The organism is Morganella morganii (assembly GCF_041099235.1).
Lineage (GTDB): Bacteria > Pseudomonadota > Gammaproteobacteria > Enterobacterales > Enterobacteriaceae > Morganella > Morganella morganii_E.
On the sequence record NZ_JBFZSO010000002.1, the window covers coordinates 483,412 to 499,677 of the forward strand.

The following is a 16,266-nucleotide window of genomic DNA, read 5'->3' on the forward strand; positions in this document are numbered from 1 at the left end:
GAAACTCGTAAGAAGGAAAGGCTATGAACGTCATTAAAGGTGTTGTCAGTGCGCCGGGTGCGCGTATCGCCATCGCAATTGCCCGCTTTAACAACTTCATCAACGACAGCCTGTTAGACGGTGCGGTTGATGCGCTTGAGCGTATTGGCCAGGTCTCCTCTGAGAACATTACAACGGTCTGGGTGCCGGGTGCTTATGAACTGCCGCTGGCAGTGAAAACGCTGGCTGATACCGGAAAATATGACGCTATCATTGCGCTGGGTACTGTTATCCGCGGCGGCACCGCACATTTTGAATATGTGTCCGGTGAATGCAGCTCCGGGTTATCTGCCGTTGCGATGAACAGCGCGATTCCGGTCACTTTCGGGGTGCTGACCACCGAAAATATTGAACAGGCCATTGAACGTGCGGGAACCAAAGCCGGTAACAAAGGGGCGGAAGCCGCGATGACCGCGCTGGAAATGATCAATGTAATTAAAGCCATCAAAGGCTGAATCCGGATTTTAGTAAGGGGATATGTGTGAAACCTGCAGCTCGTCGTCGTGCTCGTGAATGTGCCGTTCAGGCGCTTTATTCGTGGCAGTTATCCGGCAATAATATTGCGGATGTTGAATCAGAATTTCTGTCAGAGCAGGATGTCAAAGACGTTGATGTCGCCTATTTTCGTGAGCTGTTCTTCGGTGCGGCAACGAATGCGGTGCGCCTTGATGCACTGATGGCTCCGTACCTCTCCCGCCAGCTGGAGGAGTTAGGTCAGGTGGAAAAAGCGGTTCTGCGTCTGGCGATGTATGAATTAAGCTACCGTGAGGATGTCCCTTACAAAGTGGTTATCAACGAAGCGATTGAACTGGCGAAAGTGTTCGGCGCGGAAGAGAGCCACAAGTTTGTCAATGGCGTGCTCGATAAAGCCGCGCCGAATGCCCGCAGAAAGTAATCATCTGATACTTTTATGCACGGACATAAATGACATGATATAAAAGAGGCCGGTTTAACCGGCCTTTTGTCTTTATCTGATTGCGGAATTTCTGATTATGGCTTGTGGTGAATTTGATCTCATCCGGCGTTTTTTTGACCGGCAGCACTATTACCGCCGGGACGTTGAACTGGGTATCGGGGATGATTGCGCTCTGATGACCGTAGCGGAAAAACAGCAGGTTGCTGTCAGCACGGATACCCTGGTGTCCGGTATTCATTTTCTGCCTTCCGTTTCTGCCCGTGATCTGGCGTGGAAATCCCTTGCGGTGAATTTAAGTGATCTGGCCGCTATCGGTGCTGATCCGGCCTGGGTTTCACTGGCGCTGACACTGCCGTCCATTGATGAAGCGTGGCTGGGCGAATTCAGCGACAGCTTCTTTGAGCAACTGAATTATTACGGCATGCAGTTAATCGGCGGTGATACCACACGCGGTCCGATGAGCCTGACACTGACGGTTCATGGTCTGGTCCCGGCAGGACGTGCGATGAAACGCGCCGGTGCCCGCAACGGTGACTGGATCTATGTCACCGGCACGCTGGGCGACAGCGCCGCCGGACTGGCGATTTTGCTGGGTGAATTGCAGCCTGAAGACCCGGCACATCAAGAATATCTGCTGAAACGCCATCTGCGCCCGCAGCCGCGTATCTTACAGGGGCAGGCGCTACGCGACCTCGCATCCTCAGCAATTGATATTTCTGACGGACTGATTTCCGATCTCGGCCACATCCTGAAAGCGAGCCGCTGCGGTGCCAGGATTGAGCTGGATAACTTACCGATGTCTGAGGCACTGAAAGCCTGTTCATCACCGGAGCAGGCACTCGCCCGTGCGCTGGCGGGTGGTGAGGATTATGAACTGTGCTTTACCGTTCCGGAAATTAACCGTGGCGCGCTGGAAATGGCACTGGCACACACTGGCGCACCTTTCTGCTGTATCGGGCAGATGAAACCGGAGAGTGACGGTATCCGCTATTTCAGCAAAGGTGAGGAAGTAAAACCGGCCCTGAGCGGGTTTGATCATTTTGCGGTGAAAGCGGTGGCTGAGTAAGCGGCAAAGACATTCTTGATGACATAAAAAACCCTGCGTCAGCAGGGTTTTTTATGTCCGGAAGGATAATCAGGCTTTTGCCAGATACGCTTCGATGGACTTCTGAATATGCTCTGCATCCAGGCCCATATCGCTGCGGATCTCTTCCTGGTCGCCCTGCGGCACATAGCTGTCCGGCAGGCCGATATTGAGCACAGGCACCGGCTTGCACTGTGCCATCAGGAATTCGTTCACACCACTGCCCGCACCGCCCATAACGGCGTTTTCTTCGACCGTTACCAGGGTGTCATGGCGTACGGCCATCTCCAGGATCAGGGCTTCATCCAGCGGTTTGACAAAACGCATATCCACCACGGTGGCGTTCAGATTTTCCGCTGCTTTCAGCACTTCTTCCAGCAACGTACCGAAGACCAGAATTGCGGTTTTTTCCCCTTCACGGCGCACAACGCCTTTACCGATCTCCATCAGAGCCAGTGGCTGGAGTGTGGCACCACAACCGCCGCCGCGCGGATAACGTACCGCAACAGGGCCTTTGCCGTAGTGATAGCCGGTGTGCAACATCTGACGGCACTCGTTTTCATCACTCGGGGTCATGATCACCATGTTCGGCAGGATGCGCAGGAAGGAGAGATCAAACGCCCCCTGGTGTGTCGGGCCGTCGTTACCGACAATCCCGGCGCGGTCGATAGCAAACAGCACCGGCAGTTTCTGGATCGCGACATCGTGGATCACCTGGTCGTAGGCGCGTTGCAGGAAACTGGAGTAAATTGCGACAACCGGCTTGTAACCGCCGATAGCCAGCCCGGCGGCAAAGGTGACGGAGTGCTGTTCAGCAATTGCGACATCAAAATACTGATCCGGGAAGGATTTGGAGAAGCGTACCATACCGGAACCTTCGCGCATGGCGGGGGTGATCGCCATCAGTTTCGGATCGTGTTCTGCTTCTTCACACAGCCAGTCACCGAAGATTTTTGAGAAGGTCGGCTTGGACGATTTGCTTTTCGGCAGTGTGCCGGTTGACGGATCAAACTGCGGCACGGCGTGCCAGCTGATCGGATCTTTTTCAGCCGGTTCATAACCGCGCCCTTTTTTCGTCATAATATGCAGGAACTGAGGGCCTTTCAGGTCACGCATATTTTTCAGCGTCTGGATCAGTGCCAATACATCGTGACCGTCCACCGGCCCGATATAATTAAAGCCCAGCTCTTCAAAGAACGTGCTCGGCACCACCATCCCTTTGATGTGCTCTTCGGTTTTCTTCAGCAAATCTTTGATTGGCGGCAGGCCGGAGAACACTTTTTTGCCGCCTTCACGCAGCGTGGTATAGAGCTTGCCGGAGAGCAGTTGCGCCAGGTGGTTATTGAGGGCACCGACGTTTTCCGAGATAGACATTTCGTTGTCGTTGAGGATCACCAGCATGTCGGATTTGATATCCCCGCCGTGGTTCATTGCCTCAAAGGCCATACCGGCGGTGATCGCGCCGTCACCGATCACACAGACGGTTTTGCGGTTGCGTCCTTCGCGGGCTGCGGCCACCGCCATCCCGACACCGGCACTGATGGAGGTGGAGGAGTGTCCGACACTGAGGACATCATATTCACTCTCTTCGCGCCACGGGAAGGCGTGCAGCCCGTTTTTATGGCGGATGGTGTCAATGCGGTCACGGCGCCCGGTCAGGATCTTGTGCGGATAGGCCTGGTGGCCGACATCCCAGATCAGGTTATCAAACGGCGTCTGATAGACATAATGGAGTGCCACAGTCAGTTCAATCGTGCCGAGACCGGAGGCAAAATGCCCGCTGGAACGGCTGACACTGTTTAACAGATATTGCCGCAGTTCATCGCAGAGTTTCGGTAAACTCTCTTTTGGTAACAGACGCAAATCATCGGGCGTCTCAACGAGTGCCAAAGTCGGATATTTAGCGATATCAATACTCATGTAATGCTCACTAATTCTTATTAAAGTTTCTGAAAATACCGGAACGTGCCGGACGGATTAGCTGTTACGTTCAATCACAAAATTAGCAAGTTCACGCAGGGTTGCTGTGTTGTAATGATGTTCTTCAAGCTGTGAAAGCGCAGCCAGTGATTCCTGATAAAGCGCCTGTGCTTTATCCTGCGCCGCTTTCAGCCCGAGCAGTGACGGATAGGTGCTCTTCCCGTGAGCGGCGTCACTGCCCTGGCTTTTTCCGATCACATCCGTATGACCGATAACATCCAGAATGTCATCCTGAACCTGAAACGCCAGGCCGATCGCCTGCGCGTAAGTGTCGAGAGCCGGTAATACAGCATAGCCTGCTTCACCGGCACTCATCGCGCCCATACGGACGGAAGCACGGATTAAAGCACCGGTCTTATGGTTGTGTATTTGTTCCAGCGCATGAATACCGATGTTTTTTCCTTCCGCTGCCAGATCAAGCGCCTGGCCGCCGCACATTCCGCCAAGACCGGCGGCATCGGCCAGTTCGGCGATCATCGCCAGACGGTCTTCCGGGCGGACATCCGGCATCGGCCGGGCGGCAAGAATGGCAAATGCCTGGGTTTGCAGGGCATCCCCCGCCAGAATTGCATTCGCTTCACCAAAGGCGACGTGGCAGGTTGGTTTGCCGCGGCGCAGTGTATCGTCATCCATAGCAGGTAAATCGTCATGGATCAGGGAATAGGCGTGAATACACTCAATCGCTGCCGCCGGGGCATCCAGGTTTTCAGCCGTCACACCAAACATCTCACCGGTGGCGTACACCAGGAACGGGCGCAGACGTTTTCCGCCGAGCAGGGCACCGTAATGCATGGCTTTACCCATGTCGGTGGCGGCAAACGGCAGTGTGGTCAGGATCTCATCAAGAACGTGATCAACACGCTCTCTGGCCTGTGTCAGTTGGTTGCGGAATGTTTCGGGAGTTTGTTCTGGCATGGTCATTCTCGTTCACACAGGGAACCGCCGGATCCGGGCGGTCAGTCGTTTTCAGGTGTAAAATCGCTCAGCGGGGCGTTTTCATCATCATTAAGCAGGATCTGAACCCGCTGTTCGGCTGCCATCAGGGTTTTCTGGCTGGTGCGCGTCAGTGCGATACCGCGTTCAAACTCGGCCAGGGCTTCTTCCAGTGGCAGGTTACCCGCTTCCAGGCGGGTGACGATCCCTTCAAGGGCATCGAGTGATGCTTCAAAGCTCAGTGCATCGGTTTTTGTTGCGGATGTTTTTTTGGTCATGGTCTGTTTTTCACTGATGTTGCATTTATGTCGCAAATAATTCCTAGTTTACACTTTTCAGTGAAAATTGTGCCTTTCATTTACGATTTTTACGGGGCAGATCGAGATATGGTGATATACTGCCGCCTTTCAATTTCATCAACGGGGATTGCCGCTGCCTGACGCCGGCTGCTCCGTCCTTTGCAAATCAAGCCGATAGCCAGTAAACCGTTATGAAGTTTATCATTAAATTATTTCCTGAAATTACCATCAAAAGCCAGAGTGTCCGCCTGCGCTTTATTAAAATTCTGACCAGTAATATCCGCAATGTGCTTAAGGATCTGGCCGAAGACGTGGCGGTTGTCCGTCACTGGGACTATCTTGAAGTCCGCGTGAAGAAAGAAGAACTTGGTGAGGGGGTGGCTGACCGCCTGACCCGCATTCCCGGCATTCACCATATTTTACAGGTGGAAGAGCGCGCGTTTACCGATCTGCATAATATCTATGAGCAGACGTTTGAGATGTATGCCGCATCACTGGAAAATAAAACCTTCTGTGTCCGCGCCAAGCGCCGTGGTAAGCACCCGTTCAGCTCCATCGAACTGGAGCGCTATGTCGGCGGCGGTCTGAACCAGCATATTCCGTCCGCGAAGGTGAAACTGACGCATCCTGATGTGACGGTGAATCTGGAAGTGGAAGATGACAAACTGATCCTCGTGGTACGCCGTCTGGAAGGGATCGGCGGTTTCCCGATCGGGACTCAGGAAGATGTGCTGTCTCTGATCTCCGGCGGTTTCGATTCCGGTGTCTCCAGCTATATGCTGATGCGCCGTGGTTGCCGTGTTCATTACTGCTTCTTTAATTTAGGCGGTGCGGCACATGAAATCGGTGTGAAACAGGTGGCGCATTACCTGTGGAACCGTTTCGGCAGTTCGCACAAAGTCCGCTTTGTGGCGGTGAATTTTGAGCCGGTCGTGGCGGAAATTCTGGAAAAAGTGGATGACGGCCAGATGGGCGTGGTGCTCAAACGGATGATGGTCCGCGCGGCATCCCGTGTCGCGGAACGTTACGGCGTACAGGCGATTGTGACCGGCGAGGCGCTGGGACAGGTTTCCAGCCAGACGCTGACTAACCTGCGCATGATCGACAACGCAACAGACACCCTGGTGCTGCGTCCGCTGATTTCACATGACAAAGAAACCATTATCAATCTCGCCCGTCAGATCGGTACTGAAGATTTCGCCCGTACCATGCCGGAATTCTGCGGCGTGATCTCGAAAAACCCGACTGTGAAAGCGGTGAAAGAGAAAATCGAGGCCGAAGAAGAGAAATTCGATTTCGCGATTCTGGATGATGTGGTGCTCAACGCGCAGAATATGGATATCCGTGTGATCGCGCAGCAGAGTGAGCAGCAGGTCACTGAAGTGGAAATGGTGTCTGAACTGTCTGCCACCGATGTGGTGCTGGATATCCGCTCGCCGGATGAACAGGAAGCGCATCCGCTGAAAATTGAGGGAACGGAAGTGCGGACACTGCCGTTCTACAAGCTCAGCACTCAGTTCGGTGATTTACCGGCGGAGACCACTTATCTGCTTTACTGTGATCGCGGGGTGATGAGCCGTCTTCAGGCACTTTACCTGGCAGAGCAGGGTTATACCAATGTGAAGGTGTATCGTCCCTGAGCCGTGATATATTCTTTGTTGCTGAACCCCGCCTCTGAGGAGCCGGGGTTTTTTATTGTCTTTTTTCAGAGTATAAGGGATACCGTTGTGCCCGTTCCGGCACTATGCTGTCCGGCAGCAACATCCATTACTGACGGGGTTTCAGAATGAAAAACAGTGCGGTTCAGGCACCGGCAAGCCGTTTTATCTATTTTATTGTTATTGTGGTGGCGCTCCTTCAGGGGGTTACACTGAATGCAACATCCGATTACCTTATCCGCAGTTCGTGGCAGGTGCCGGGGTCGCTGGTCTGGCTGCCGATGCTGCTGGCGCTGTTTGTGCCGTCGGTATTCAGTTATCTGATTAACTTGTTTTCCTCAGCGGCACTCTGGGCCGGGCTGCTGCTGACAGCCGTTCTCTGTGTCTGGATGAATTTCTGGTATCTGAGTGAGGCAACGGCAGGTCACACCCGTGAGCTCTCTTCACTCATTCCTCTGCTGGTACTGCTGTTCTGGCTGATTCTGCCGTGGTTTCAGCTGCGGCAGTTGTCCGGTTCGTGGAACCCGGATTATGCGCTGCTGACAGAGCAGTATGTCAGAAATACCGTGCTGGGTGCGCTGGCGGGGTTTATCGGCCTGCTGGTGATGGGGATGCTGTTTCTGGCGGTTTATCTGTTCCGGATTGTGAATCTGGAATTTCTCAGTAACTGGCTGAATGATTCTCTGTATTTCTGGATGAGTTTCTGTCTCGGGTTCAATATCAGCCTTGTGTTTATCCGGACTGTGTTTACGTTCAGCACCGGAAAAATCGCCGGGTATGTGGCGCGGGTACTGTTACCGCTGCTGACCGTTATTGGTGTCATTGCGGCAGGCGGATTGTTGTTATCCGTGGTCACCGGTGTTCGTGTCAGTGGTCTGGGTTCATTCACCATGATCTGGTTTGTCGCGCTGAATATCATTCTGCTGAATCTGGTTTACGGTAATGCATGTGTGCCGCGTTTCCGCTCCTGGCTCAACGGCGTGGTGCTGGCCGGTGTGCTGCTGTTGAACGTTTTTTCACTGTCATCAGTTTACGGCATTCTGGTGCGGGTTAATCAATACAGCTGGAGTATGGATCGGTTATACGGATTTTGTATCGCGCTGTTTCTGGCGGTGGTCGTGCTGGCGTACAGTGCGGCGCTGTTATGGAAACGCAGCGGATGGGCCGTATTGCTCGGGCCGGTCAACAAAGCCGGATTACTGACGCTGATGGCGGTTATTCTGGTGATCAGCAGTCCGCTGGCGGATTTTAAACAGATCACGGCAAACAGTATTCTGGCGGGTATTGAAAAGGGCAGAATCAAAGTCACTTCTGATATCCGTTATACCCTGGAAGACCTGGGGAAACGGGGAGAGGCGGTACTCGCGGTGCTGAATGAAAATCCGGAATACAATAAAGCACTGACATACTCCTCTTATGATCAGGATAACCGCCGGACACTGCGGGAGGTCATGCTCACAGTACCGGGCAGCCCGCCGCTGCCGGAATCCTGGTGGGAAGGAAAACCGGATGTGACACGCGGCTGGTTCTGTACGGAATCCTCCGCGAACGGAGAGTGTCTCGGTTTTATGGCGGATGCGGACGGCGACGGACAGGATGATGCGCTGGTCTGTGTTAACGGTTATTCTGATTTATCGTTCTATTGTCAGGTCTGGCAGCGAGCCACAGAAGTTACAGATGGTCAGCCGGATAAACAGGTCTGGGAAGAACGTGATTACCAGGATATTCAGTATGCCTCTGAAGAAGAGAAGCAGGCGGCCTGGGCGGCGCTGAAAGCGGGACATTATTCACTGAAACCCAAAGTCTGGATGATGGTGACACCGGAACCACAGGTACAGTAAATATGAAAATGCCCGGCATCACAGAGCGCCGGGCGTTTTTATCAGTTATCTGCCAGGGAGCGGTAAGGGGTGTCCTGATAATCCCATATCCCCGGTGGCAGCACTAATTCCGCCGCGACTTTCGCGGCGGTTTCCTGTCCGCAAAGGCGCTCTGTCAGACGCAGGGCAAAATCGATGGCGGTGGCGGGGCCCTGGCTGGTCAGCAGATTAACGCGCTCATCAAAATAGACCCGCTGATTGACCCACTGTTTTGCCGGTATTTTATCTTCCAGTGCCGGATAGCCGGTCATATTGCCGAGCGGAAACAGATTGTGGGGCACCAGAATGACAGACGGTGCCGCGCAGATAGCGGCAACAATGTGCCCGTCACAATGCATGCGGCGGATTTTTTCAATCACCAGCGGGCTGTCACGCAGATTCTCCGCACCTTTCAGGCCGCCCGGCAGCACAATGGCATCAAACGGGGTGTCCGCCACCCGCACCAGCGGGATATCGGCCATAATGCGGATCCCGCGTGAACCGGTGACCAGGCAACTGCCGTCATCATTGGCACTGGCGAGTGTGACCGTCACACCGGCACGGACCAGCAGATCAGCGGTGGTGACGGTTTCGGTTTCTTCGCAGCCGTCAGCGAGACAAATGAGAACTGAAGGGGGCATTTTGTTCCTCTTTTTGTTTGACGAGGCTGTAAACGTGAATATGTTCCGGCAGCAGGATCCCGTGATAGCGGGCGCGTTGCAGCAGATAGCCGGTGATGTAATCAATTTCGGTATAACGGCCGTAAAGGATATCCCGGCGCATGGAGGAACTGTGATCGGCGGTTTTTTCAATCACATGAAGAATGTATTCATAGATATCATCACCGTCAGTGTGGATCCCCTCACGCAGCATCACTTCTGCCACTTCATCACACAGCACGCGGATTTGCGGCAAATGTGCCATCAGTTCGCCGTTTTTGCAGTCATAGATAACGGTGAGCGGGGAAATGACACAGTTTACGGCGAGTTTTTGCCAGCTGGCTGCATCAATTTCATCATGCCAGGCTACGTCCGGCAGTGCATCATGCAGAATATCCGCCAGATGGCCGTAATGACGGGCGCGTTCATTCACCGGACCGATGTGGGTCAGTCCCCGGCGGCTGTGATGCAGCAGGCCGTTTTCTTCAAATGCGCCGTGGGAGGTGATGCCGGTCAGCAGCGGGTTCGGGCAGAGGGATAATTCACGCGCCACACCCATGCCATTGTGCAGCAGTAACACCGGGCAGGATTCCGGTATCTGCGGCAGCAACTGATTCACAGCTTCGGAGGTTTGCCACGCTTTCAGGCAAACCAGTAATAATTCGGTTTGTGCGAGGAATTCCGGATCGTTTGTGGTAAATTGCCCGTAAAACGGCTCTCCGTTCAGAGAGTCAATATTCACATTCAGGTAGGGCCGGGGAATACGCATCCATCCCTGCACCTCATGATTGCCTGACAGTGCAGCGAGCCAGAGTTTCCCGATTGCGCCGCAACCCAGTACTGTTATTTTCATAAGGACTCCGGACAGCGAAAAAGATGTGAGCAATATCACTGAATAATACCACTTTTTGGCCGTTTGCACCTTAGTAAATATAGCGGGAAATATAGTGCTTTTGTTGGTTTGATAAACCCGGTATTATGCCGGTCAGTTGAATATAGGGAGGTCTTCCGATGCCATCATTTGATATTGTTTCTGAAGTTGAATTACATGAAGTGCGCAATGCCGTGGAAAACGCACAGCGTGAAGTGACCAGCCGCTGGGATTTCCGCAACATTACCGCCACAATTGAGCTCAATGAGAAAAATAACAGTGTTAAAATGACCAGTGAATCTGATTTCCAGGTCAATCAGCTGGTTGATATTATGCGGGAAAAACTGGCGAAACGCGGAATCGACGGTGCGTCTCTGACTGTACCGGATGAGATTGTTCACAGCGGTAAGCTGTACAGTGTGGAAGCAACCCTGTTACAGGGGATCGATGCTGCACTGGCGAAAAAGATCGTCAAGCTGATCAAAGACAGCAAACTGAAAGTGCAGGCACAAATCCAGGGTGAAGAAGTCCGGGTGACCGGCAAATCCCGTGATGATTTACAGTCTGTCATGGCACTGGTACGCGAAGGGAAACTGGGGCAGCCTTTCCAGTTCAAAAACTTCCGCGACTGAGTGTTATCCGGCAACCTGCATCAGTACGGTTGCCGGTTCTTGTCAGCCCTGTAAAACGGCTTCGAGTTGTTTGCGGTTTGACAGTCTGGTATCCGTTTTCACATACACCGCCCGCTCCTGCGTAATAATCACCACATCACGCACACCCGGTTGTTCGCGTAATTTCACTGCAATATCCGGATTATTCACGTCATTTTCCGGTAAATCCAGGCGCAGGCTGCTGACATACGGCGGCTGACGCAGTGTCAGGCTGACGGCCAGCCAGATAAGTGTCAGTATCAGGCCTCCGCCGAAAACCGTTACCGCACCATTGATGCCGTAGAGCAGTCCGCCGAGGCTGCCACCCAGCGCCACTCCGATAAACTGGCTGGTGGAGTAGATCCCCATCGCCGTTCCTTTATAGCCAGCCGGCGCTTCTTTGCTGATCAGTGACGGCAGAATCGCTTCCATCACATTGAAGGCGATAAAGAAAATCTGTAACCCGCCGTACAGCAGCCACAGGTTTTTGCCTGCCAGCAGAAACACGATTTCCGCCAGCGCCATCATAACTACGCAACTGACAAAAACCTGCTTCATTTTGCGGTACTTTTCCGCATAAATAATAAACGGCAGAACAGACACGAAGGCGATCAGCATCGTGTACAGATACGCTTTCCAGTGAGATTCCCGTGCCAGCCCCGCATCACTCATCACCAGAGGAAGGGCGACAAAGGTGGCCATCAGAAGTGTATGCAGGGCGAGGATCCCGAAATTCAGCCGCGCGAGCTGCTTATCCATCAGCACCTGCTTAATCGCGCCTTTTACCACGGCGGTTTCCCGGTTCTGGCGGTGCTCCTTGTTGTCCGGCACCACATACAGGGTGACGAGGATCCCGAGAAAGGCGAGCAGGGCAATGCCCCAGAACAGGCCGGACAGGCCGACGATATCCGCCAGTACCGGGCCGAGTACCAGGGCAACGGCAAAGGTGATCCCGATACTGATACCGATAAACGCCATCGCTTTGGTACGGTTCTGCTCGCGGGTGGTATCGGACAGTAATGCCATGACGGCAGCGGATATCGCACCTGCGCCCTGGAGTGCCCGTCCGGCAATCACGCCGTAGATGGAGTGGCTGAGTGCGGCAACAATACTGCCCGCCATAAAGATAATCAGCCCGCCGACGATCAGCGGCTTGCGGCCGATTTTGTCAGAAAGCAGGCCGAAGGGGATCTGGAAGATAGCCTGGGTCAGGCCGTAGACACCAATGGCAAAACCTATCAGGGTGCTGGTGGCGTCTTTAAAATCGAGTCCGAACGTGGTGATAACAGGCAATACCATGAACATGCCGAGCATGCGCAGAGAAAATACCGAGCCTAACCCCCAGGTCGCGCGACGCTCAACCGGGGTCATTTTATTATCGTTCATGGGATAACCTCAAAAAAACAGACACCACATTCTAATGAGATTTGTGGTTTTTGCTAAACACAAAATGGCAGGGGAGCCCTGCCATTTTGTTATTACAGAAAGTGTGTGTTAACGACTGTAAGCCAGCAGAACATCACCGGAGACACTGGGGTCAACAGACATCATCACACTGAGTGACGTGATAGCGACAATGGAGAACACGAACAGCTTACGCGCCCAGACACGATCATTCGTTGTCTTATAGCCCGATAACGCCATGCCCAGCCACCAGACACTGACTGCCGCGGCGACAATCAGGTACTTATATCCCGCATACCCGCTGATGGCGAGCATCAGTGTGGCAAACATAAAGGCGATGATGTACAGGATAATGTGGTTTTTCGCCACAGAAATACCTTTAATCACCGGCAGTACAGGGATATTGGCTGCCTGGTAATCTTTGAAACGGAAGATGGCGATCGCGTAGGAGTGCGGCATCTGCCATAAACTGAAGATTAACAGCAGGATCAGGGCACCGGTATCAAACTGACCTGTTACCGCGCAGTAGCCGATAACCGGCGGTGCGGCACCGGACAGACTGCCGACCAGTGTGCCGTAGACTGATTTGCGTTTCATGTACAGGCTGTAAACCCCGACATAAACCACAAAGCCGACAACAGCAATCAGCATTGCCACTGCATTGGCGGCCACTAACAGCAGCACCATGCCGGCAATACCCAGCACAGAGGCATAAACCAGACTGATTTTCGGGTCAATAAGCCCTCTTACCAGAGGGCGGTTTTTCGTGCGTTCCATGACGGAGTCGATGTCGCGGTCGATGTAATTGTTAAAAACACAACCGGAGGCCACGACCAGCGAGACACCGAGCAATGTCGCAATGAACAGGGGGTAATCAATGTCACCTTTGGAGGCGAGCAGGAATCCCCCGACCACAGAAATTAAATTTCCGAAAATAATTCCCGGTTTGGTCACTTGCAGGTATTGCTTCATCATATCGGCAACTCTTAATCAACCATCATATTGATGTTCAGGTTGTACATAATCCACAGTGAACCCACGACCACGATACCGATAATGAGGAGCGTGAACAGGAACGCAATCAGGTTCCAGCGCTCTTCAGACGCGGTATTCATGTGCAGGAAGCACACCAGGTGAACAAGAATCTGAACAACAGCAGTAATCACAACAGTCGCCAGCAGCACAGATGTTGAGGCGGTTCCCTCAATCACCATATAAAACGGGATGACTGTCAGAATGACCGACAATATAAAGCCGATCAGATAGGTTTTCACACTACCGTGGCTTGCCCCGGTACCGGCTGTATTTGAATGACTCATTACAGTGCCCCCAACAGATAAACAACGGTGAACACACAAATCCAGACCACGTCCAGGAAGTGCCAGAACAGGCTTAAGCAGTTCAGGCGGGTTTTATTCACTTCGGTCAGGCCGCGGCGGCTGGTCTGGATGATCATGATGATGATCCAGATAAGACCGGCTGTGACGTGAAGACCGTGTGTTGCCACCAGGGTGAAGAAACCGGACAGGAAGCCGCTGCGGTCAGGGCCGTAACCTTCGCTGATTAATTCATGGAATTCATAGATTTCCATCGCCACGAAGCCGAGGCCGAACAGGAAGGTGACAAATAACCACAGATTAACCTGACCCACCTGATTGCGGTTCATTGCCAGCATGGCAAAGCCGTAGGTGATACTGCTGAATAACAGCAGGAAGGTTTCCACCAGTACAAACTGTAAGTTAAAGATTTCTTTGCCCGACGGGCCGCCGGCGGTGCCGTCTTTCAGCACCACATAAATGGCGAACAGACTCGCAAACAGAATCAGGTCACTCATCAGGTAGACCCAGAATCCGAAGACCTTGGTCGCACCTGCATCGTGATGCCCATGATTATCATGGGCGTTATTATGTTGAGTCAGGGTATTAGTTGACATTATCCACACCTGCCTTGCTCAGTTGTTCGTAGTGGGCGTTTTCGATTTTTTCGACTTCAGCCACAGGAACATAGTAATCCACATCTTCGTCGAAGCTTTTTGCAATCCAGGTGACGATCATGCCGGCGAAACCGACAATCGCGAGCCACCAGATATGCCAGATCATGGCGAAACCAAAGATCAGGCTGAAACCGGCGATAATCACACCTGCTGCCGTGTTTTTCGGCATATGAATTTCTTCATATTTTGCAGGACGTTTATGCGCGGTGCCTTTTTCTTTCATATCCCACCATTCATCACGGGACTGAACATCCGGTACTTCAGCAAAGTTATAGAACGGAGGTGGTGAAGAGGTTGCCCACTCCAGCGTGCGGCCGCCCCACGGATCCCCGGTAAGGTCGCGGTTCTGGTCGCGGTCACGGATACTGACGTAGAACTGAATAACCTGGCACAGAATACCGACACCGATGATAGCCACGCCGACAGCTGCGATTAACAGCATGGTGTGGAAGGTCGGGTCAATGTTCTGGCTGATACGGCGGGTCATTCCCATGAAGCCCAGCACGTAAACCGGCATAAAGGCAACAAAGAAACCGATGAACCAGCACCAGAATGCGCGGACACCCCATTTTTCGTTCAGGGTGAAACCGAAGGCTTTCGGGAACCAGTAAGCGGTACCGGCGAAGCAACCGAAGACCACACCGCCGATGATGACGTTATGGAAGTGTGCAATCAGGAACAGGCTGTTATGCAGGACAAAGTTTGCCCCCGGCACGGCCAGCAGAACCCCGGTCATACCACCGACGGAGAAGGTGATAATAAAGCCGACCGTCCAGAGCATCGGGGTTTTGAATTCGATACGCCCCTGATACATGGTAAACAGCCAGTTGAATATCTTCACCCCGGTCGGAATGGAGATGATCATCGTGGCGATACCGAAGAAGGCGTTGACGTTAGCGCCGGAGCCCATGGTAAAGAAGTGGTGCAGCCAGACGATAAAGGACAGTACGGTAATCGCGATAGTTGCCCATACCAGTGAGGTATAGCCGAACAGGCGCTTTTTCGAGAATGTCGCAGTGACTTCAGAGAAGACCCCGAAGACCGGCAGAACCAGGATATACACTTCCGGGTGGCCCCATGCCCACACCAGGTTGATGTACATCATCATGTTGCCGCCCATATCATTGGTGAAGAAATGGGTGCCCAGGTAGCGGTCTAATGTCAGGCCGGTTAAGGTGACAGTCAGAATCGGGAACGCGGCGATAATCAGGATGTTGGTACAGAATGCCGCCCAGGTAAAGACCGGCATTTTCATCATTGACATGCCCGGTGCGCGCATACGCAGTACGGTGGCGAAGAAGTTCACCCCGGTCAGCAATGTACCGATACCGGATATCTGGAGACTCCACAGCCAGTAATCGACCCCGACGCCCGGGTTGTATTCCAGTCCCGACAGCGGCGGATAGGCCAGCCAGCCGGTCTGTGCAAATTCCCCGATACCCAGAGAGATATTCACCAGCATCACGCCGACCACGAAGAACCAGAAGCTCAGGGAGTTCAGGAACGGGAAGGCAACGTCACGGGCGCCGATCTGTAACGGCACAACCAGGTTCATCAGGCCGACAACAAACGGTGTCGCGACGAAGAAGATCATAATAACGCCGTGGGCGGTAAAGATCTGGTCGTAGTGTTCAGGCGGCAGGAATCCGGCTTCACCGGCAGACGAAAGGGCCTGCTGGGCGCGCATCATAATGGCGTCAGCAAAACCACGGATAAGCATCACCATCGAAACGATGATGTACATAATACCGATTTTTTTATGGTCAACGGTGGTCAACCATTCAGTCCATAACCACGTCCATTTGCGGAAGTAGGTGATAAGACCGACAAGTGCAGCACCACCCAGAATGATACCCAGTACCGTAATTACAACGATAGGCTCATGCAGGGGGATGGCATCCAGTGTTAATTTTCCGAACAT

The 16,266-nt window shown here is 53.1% G+C and carries 16 protein-coding genes; 6 read left to right on the forward strand and 10 right to left on the reverse strand.

The annotated features are described in order from the left end of the window. Positions 1-23: 23 nt before the first annotated feature. The 3 genes from ribH (at position 24) to thiL (ending at position 2,021) form a co-directional block, all read left to right on the forward strand. The gene (gene ribH, locus AB7038_RS05550) at positions 24-494 is read left to right on the forward strand and encodes a 6,7-dimethyl-8-ribityllumazine synthase (protein WP_025151762.1); all 471 of its coding nucleotides are present in this window, start codon (positions 24-26) and stop codon (positions 492-494) included. Between the two features lie 26 nt (positions 495-520). Further along, complete coding sequence (gene nusB / locus AB7038_RS05555) at positions 521-934, forward strand: transcription antitermination factor NusB (RefSeq protein ID WP_004240412.1); 414 nt, start codon at positions 521-523, stop codon at positions 932-934. A gap of 97 nt (positions 935-1,031) precedes the next feature. Beyond that, the gene (thiL, locus tag AB7038_RS05560) at positions 1,032-2,021 is read left to right on the forward strand and encodes a thiamine-phosphate kinase (protein WP_368889369.1); all 990 of its coding nucleotides are present in this window, start codon (positions 1,032-1,034) and stop codon (positions 2,019-2,021) included. Between the two features lie 69 nt (positions 2,022-2,090). On the opposite strand, the gene dxs is transcribed toward thiL, so the two are convergent. The 3 genes from dxs to xseB are packed head-to-tail and all read right to left on the reverse strand — an operon-like array spanning position 2,091 to position 5,230. Continuing rightward, on the reverse strand, positions 2,091-3,959 hold the full coding sequence (dxs, locus tag AB7038_RS05565) for a 1-deoxy-D-xylulose-5-phosphate synthase (protein WP_369452903.1): 1,869 nt from the start codon (positions 3,957-3,959) through the stop codon (positions 2,091-2,093). Between the two features lie 57 nt (positions 3,960-4,016). Next, positions 4,017-4,940 carry a (2E,6E)-farnesyl diphosphate synthase gene (gene ispA, locus AB7038_RS05570; protein ID WP_368889367.1) on the reverse strand — a complete coding sequence of 308 codons (924 nt, stop codon included), beginning with the start codon at positions 4,938-4,940 and terminating at the stop codon, positions 4,017-4,019. 35 nt (positions 4,941-4,975) lie between these two features. Further along, positions 4,976-5,230, reverse strand: a complete 255-nt coding sequence (xseB, locus tag AB7038_RS05575) for an exodeoxyribonuclease VII small subunit (protein WP_004236437.1) — start codon at positions 5,228-5,230, stop codon at positions 4,976-4,978. Between the two features lie 212 nt (positions 5,231-5,442). On the opposite strand from xseB, the gene thiI reads away from it, so the two are divergent. Continuing rightward, the gene (thiI, locus tag AB7038_RS05580) at positions 5,443-6,891 is read left to right on the forward strand and encodes a tRNA uracil 4-sulfurtransferase ThiI (RefSeq protein WP_004240408.1); all 1,449 of its coding nucleotides are present in this window, start codon (positions 5,443-5,445) and stop codon (positions 6,889-6,891) included. Between the two features lie 146 nt (positions 6,892-7,037). Then, positions 7,038-8,750, forward strand: a complete 1,713-nt coding sequence (locus AB7038_RS05585) for a DUF7057 domain-containing protein (RefSeq protein ID WP_369452904.1) — start codon at positions 7,038-7,040, stop codon at positions 8,748-8,750. A gap of 41 nt (positions 8,751-8,791) precedes the next feature. Here AB7038_RS05585 and yajL read toward each other — a convergent pair whose 3' ends face one another. Further along, entirely contained in the window at positions 8,792-9,409 is a 618-nt protein-coding gene (yajL, locus tag AB7038_RS05590; RefSeq protein WP_368889364.1) for a protein deglycase YajL, read from the reverse strand. Further along, positions 9,378-10,280, reverse strand: coding sequence for a 2-dehydropantoate 2-reductase (panE, locus tag AB7038_RS05595; protein ID WP_368889363.1), 903 nt, complete (start codon positions 10,278-10,280; stop codon positions 9,378-9,380). Before panE ends, yajL begins: the two co-directional genes overlap by 32 nt. A 158-nt stretch (positions 10,281-10,438) precedes the next feature. Here panE and AB7038_RS05600 point away from each other — a divergent pair, with 158 nt between their 5' ends. Continuing rightward, on the forward strand, positions 10,439-10,930 hold the full coding sequence (locus AB7038_RS05600; protein ID WP_004236442.1) for a YajQ family cyclic di-GMP-binding protein: 492 nt from the start codon (positions 10,439-10,441) through the stop codon (positions 10,928-10,930). A gap of 42 nt (positions 10,931-10,972) precedes the next feature. Here the strand turns inward: AB7038_RS05600 and AB7038_RS05605 are convergent, their stop codons facing one another. From AB7038_RS05605 to cyoB, 5 genes are all read right to left on the reverse strand, one after another. After that, on the reverse strand, positions 10,973-12,334 hold the full coding sequence (locus tag AB7038_RS05605; RefSeq protein WP_369452905.1) for an MFS transporter: 1,362 nt from the start codon (positions 12,332-12,334) through the stop codon (positions 10,973-10,975). A 108-nt stretch (positions 12,335-12,442) separates the two neighbouring features. Then, positions 12,443-13,327 (reverse strand): heme o synthase, encoded by an 885-nt coding sequence (gene cyoE / locus AB7038_RS05610; protein WP_024474585.1) that lies wholly within the window; start codon positions 13,325-13,327, stop codon positions 12,443-12,445. A gap of 11 nt (positions 13,328-13,338) precedes the next feature. Next, complete coding sequence (locus AB7038_RS05615) at positions 13,339-13,671, reverse strand: cytochrome o ubiquinol oxidase subunit IV (protein WP_004236445.1); 333 nt, start codon at positions 13,669-13,671, stop codon at positions 13,339-13,341. Beyond that, entirely contained in the window at positions 13,671-14,285 is a 615-nt protein-coding gene (locus AB7038_RS05620) for a cytochrome o ubiquinol oxidase subunit III (RefSeq protein WP_107678502.1), read from the reverse strand. Before AB7038_RS05620 ends, AB7038_RS05615 begins: the two co-directional genes overlap by 1 nt. Beyond that, positions 14,275-16,266 carry a cytochrome o ubiquinol oxidase subunit I gene (gene cyoB, locus AB7038_RS05625; protein ID WP_004240399.1) on the reverse strand — a complete coding sequence of 664 codons (1,992 nt, stop codon included), beginning with the start codon at positions 16,264-16,266 and terminating at the stop codon, positions 14,275-14,277. Before cyoB ends, AB7038_RS05620 begins: the two co-directional genes overlap by 11 nt.

Coding starts and splice junctions, on each gene's coding strand:
- ribH (WP_025151762.1), top strand. CDS start 24: ATGAACGTCATTAAAGGTGTTGTCAGTGCGCCGGGTGCGCGTATCGCC.
- thiL (WP_368889369.1), top strand. CDS start 1,032: ATGGCTTGTGGTGAATTTGATCTCATCCGGCGTTTTTTTGACCGGCAG.
- dxs (WP_369452903.1), bottom strand. CDS start 3,959: ATGAGTATTGATATCGCTAAATATCCGACTTTGGCACTCGTTGAGACG.
- ispA (WP_368889367.1), bottom strand. CDS start 4,940: ATGACCATGCCAGAACAAACTCCCGAAACATTCCGCAACCAACTGACA.
- xseB (WP_004236437.1), bottom strand. CDS start 5,230: ATGACCAAAAAAACATCCGCAACAAAAACCGATGCACTGAGCTTTGAA.
- thiI (WP_004240408.1), top strand. CDS start 5,443: ATGAAGTTTATCATTAAATTATTTCCTGAAATTACCATCAAAAGCCAG.
- AB7038_RS05585 (WP_369452904.1), top strand. CDS start 7,038: ATGAAAAACAGTGCGGTTCAGGCACCGGCAAGCCGTTTTATCTATTTT.
- yajL (WP_368889364.1), bottom strand. CDS start 9,409: ATGCCCCCTTCAGTTCTCATTTGTCTCGCTGACGGCTGCGAAGAAACC.
- panE (WP_368889363.1), bottom strand. CDS start 10,280: ATGAAAATAACAGTACTGGGTTGCGGCGCAATCGGGAAACTCTGGCTC.
- AB7038_RS05600 (WP_004236442.1), top strand. CDS start 10,439: ATGCCATCATTTGATATTGTTTCTGAAGTTGAATTACATGAAGTGCGC.
- AB7038_RS05605 (WP_369452905.1), bottom strand. CDS start 12,334: ATGAACGATAATAAAATGACCCCGGTTGAGCGTCGCGCGACCTGGGGG.
- cyoE (WP_024474585.1), bottom strand. CDS start 13,327: ATGATGAAGCAATACCTGCAAGTGACCAAACCGGGAATTATTTTCGGA.
- AB7038_RS05615 (WP_004236445.1), bottom strand. CDS start 13,671: ATGAGTCATTCAAATACAGCCGGTACCGGGGCAAGCCACGGTAGTGTG.
- AB7038_RS05620 (WP_107678502.1), bottom strand. CDS start 14,285: ATGTCAACTAATACCCTGACTCAACATAATAACGCCCATGATAATCAT.
- cyoB (WP_004240399.1), bottom strand. CDS start 16,266: ATGTTCGGAAAATTAACACTGGATGCCATCCCCCTGCATGAGCCTATC.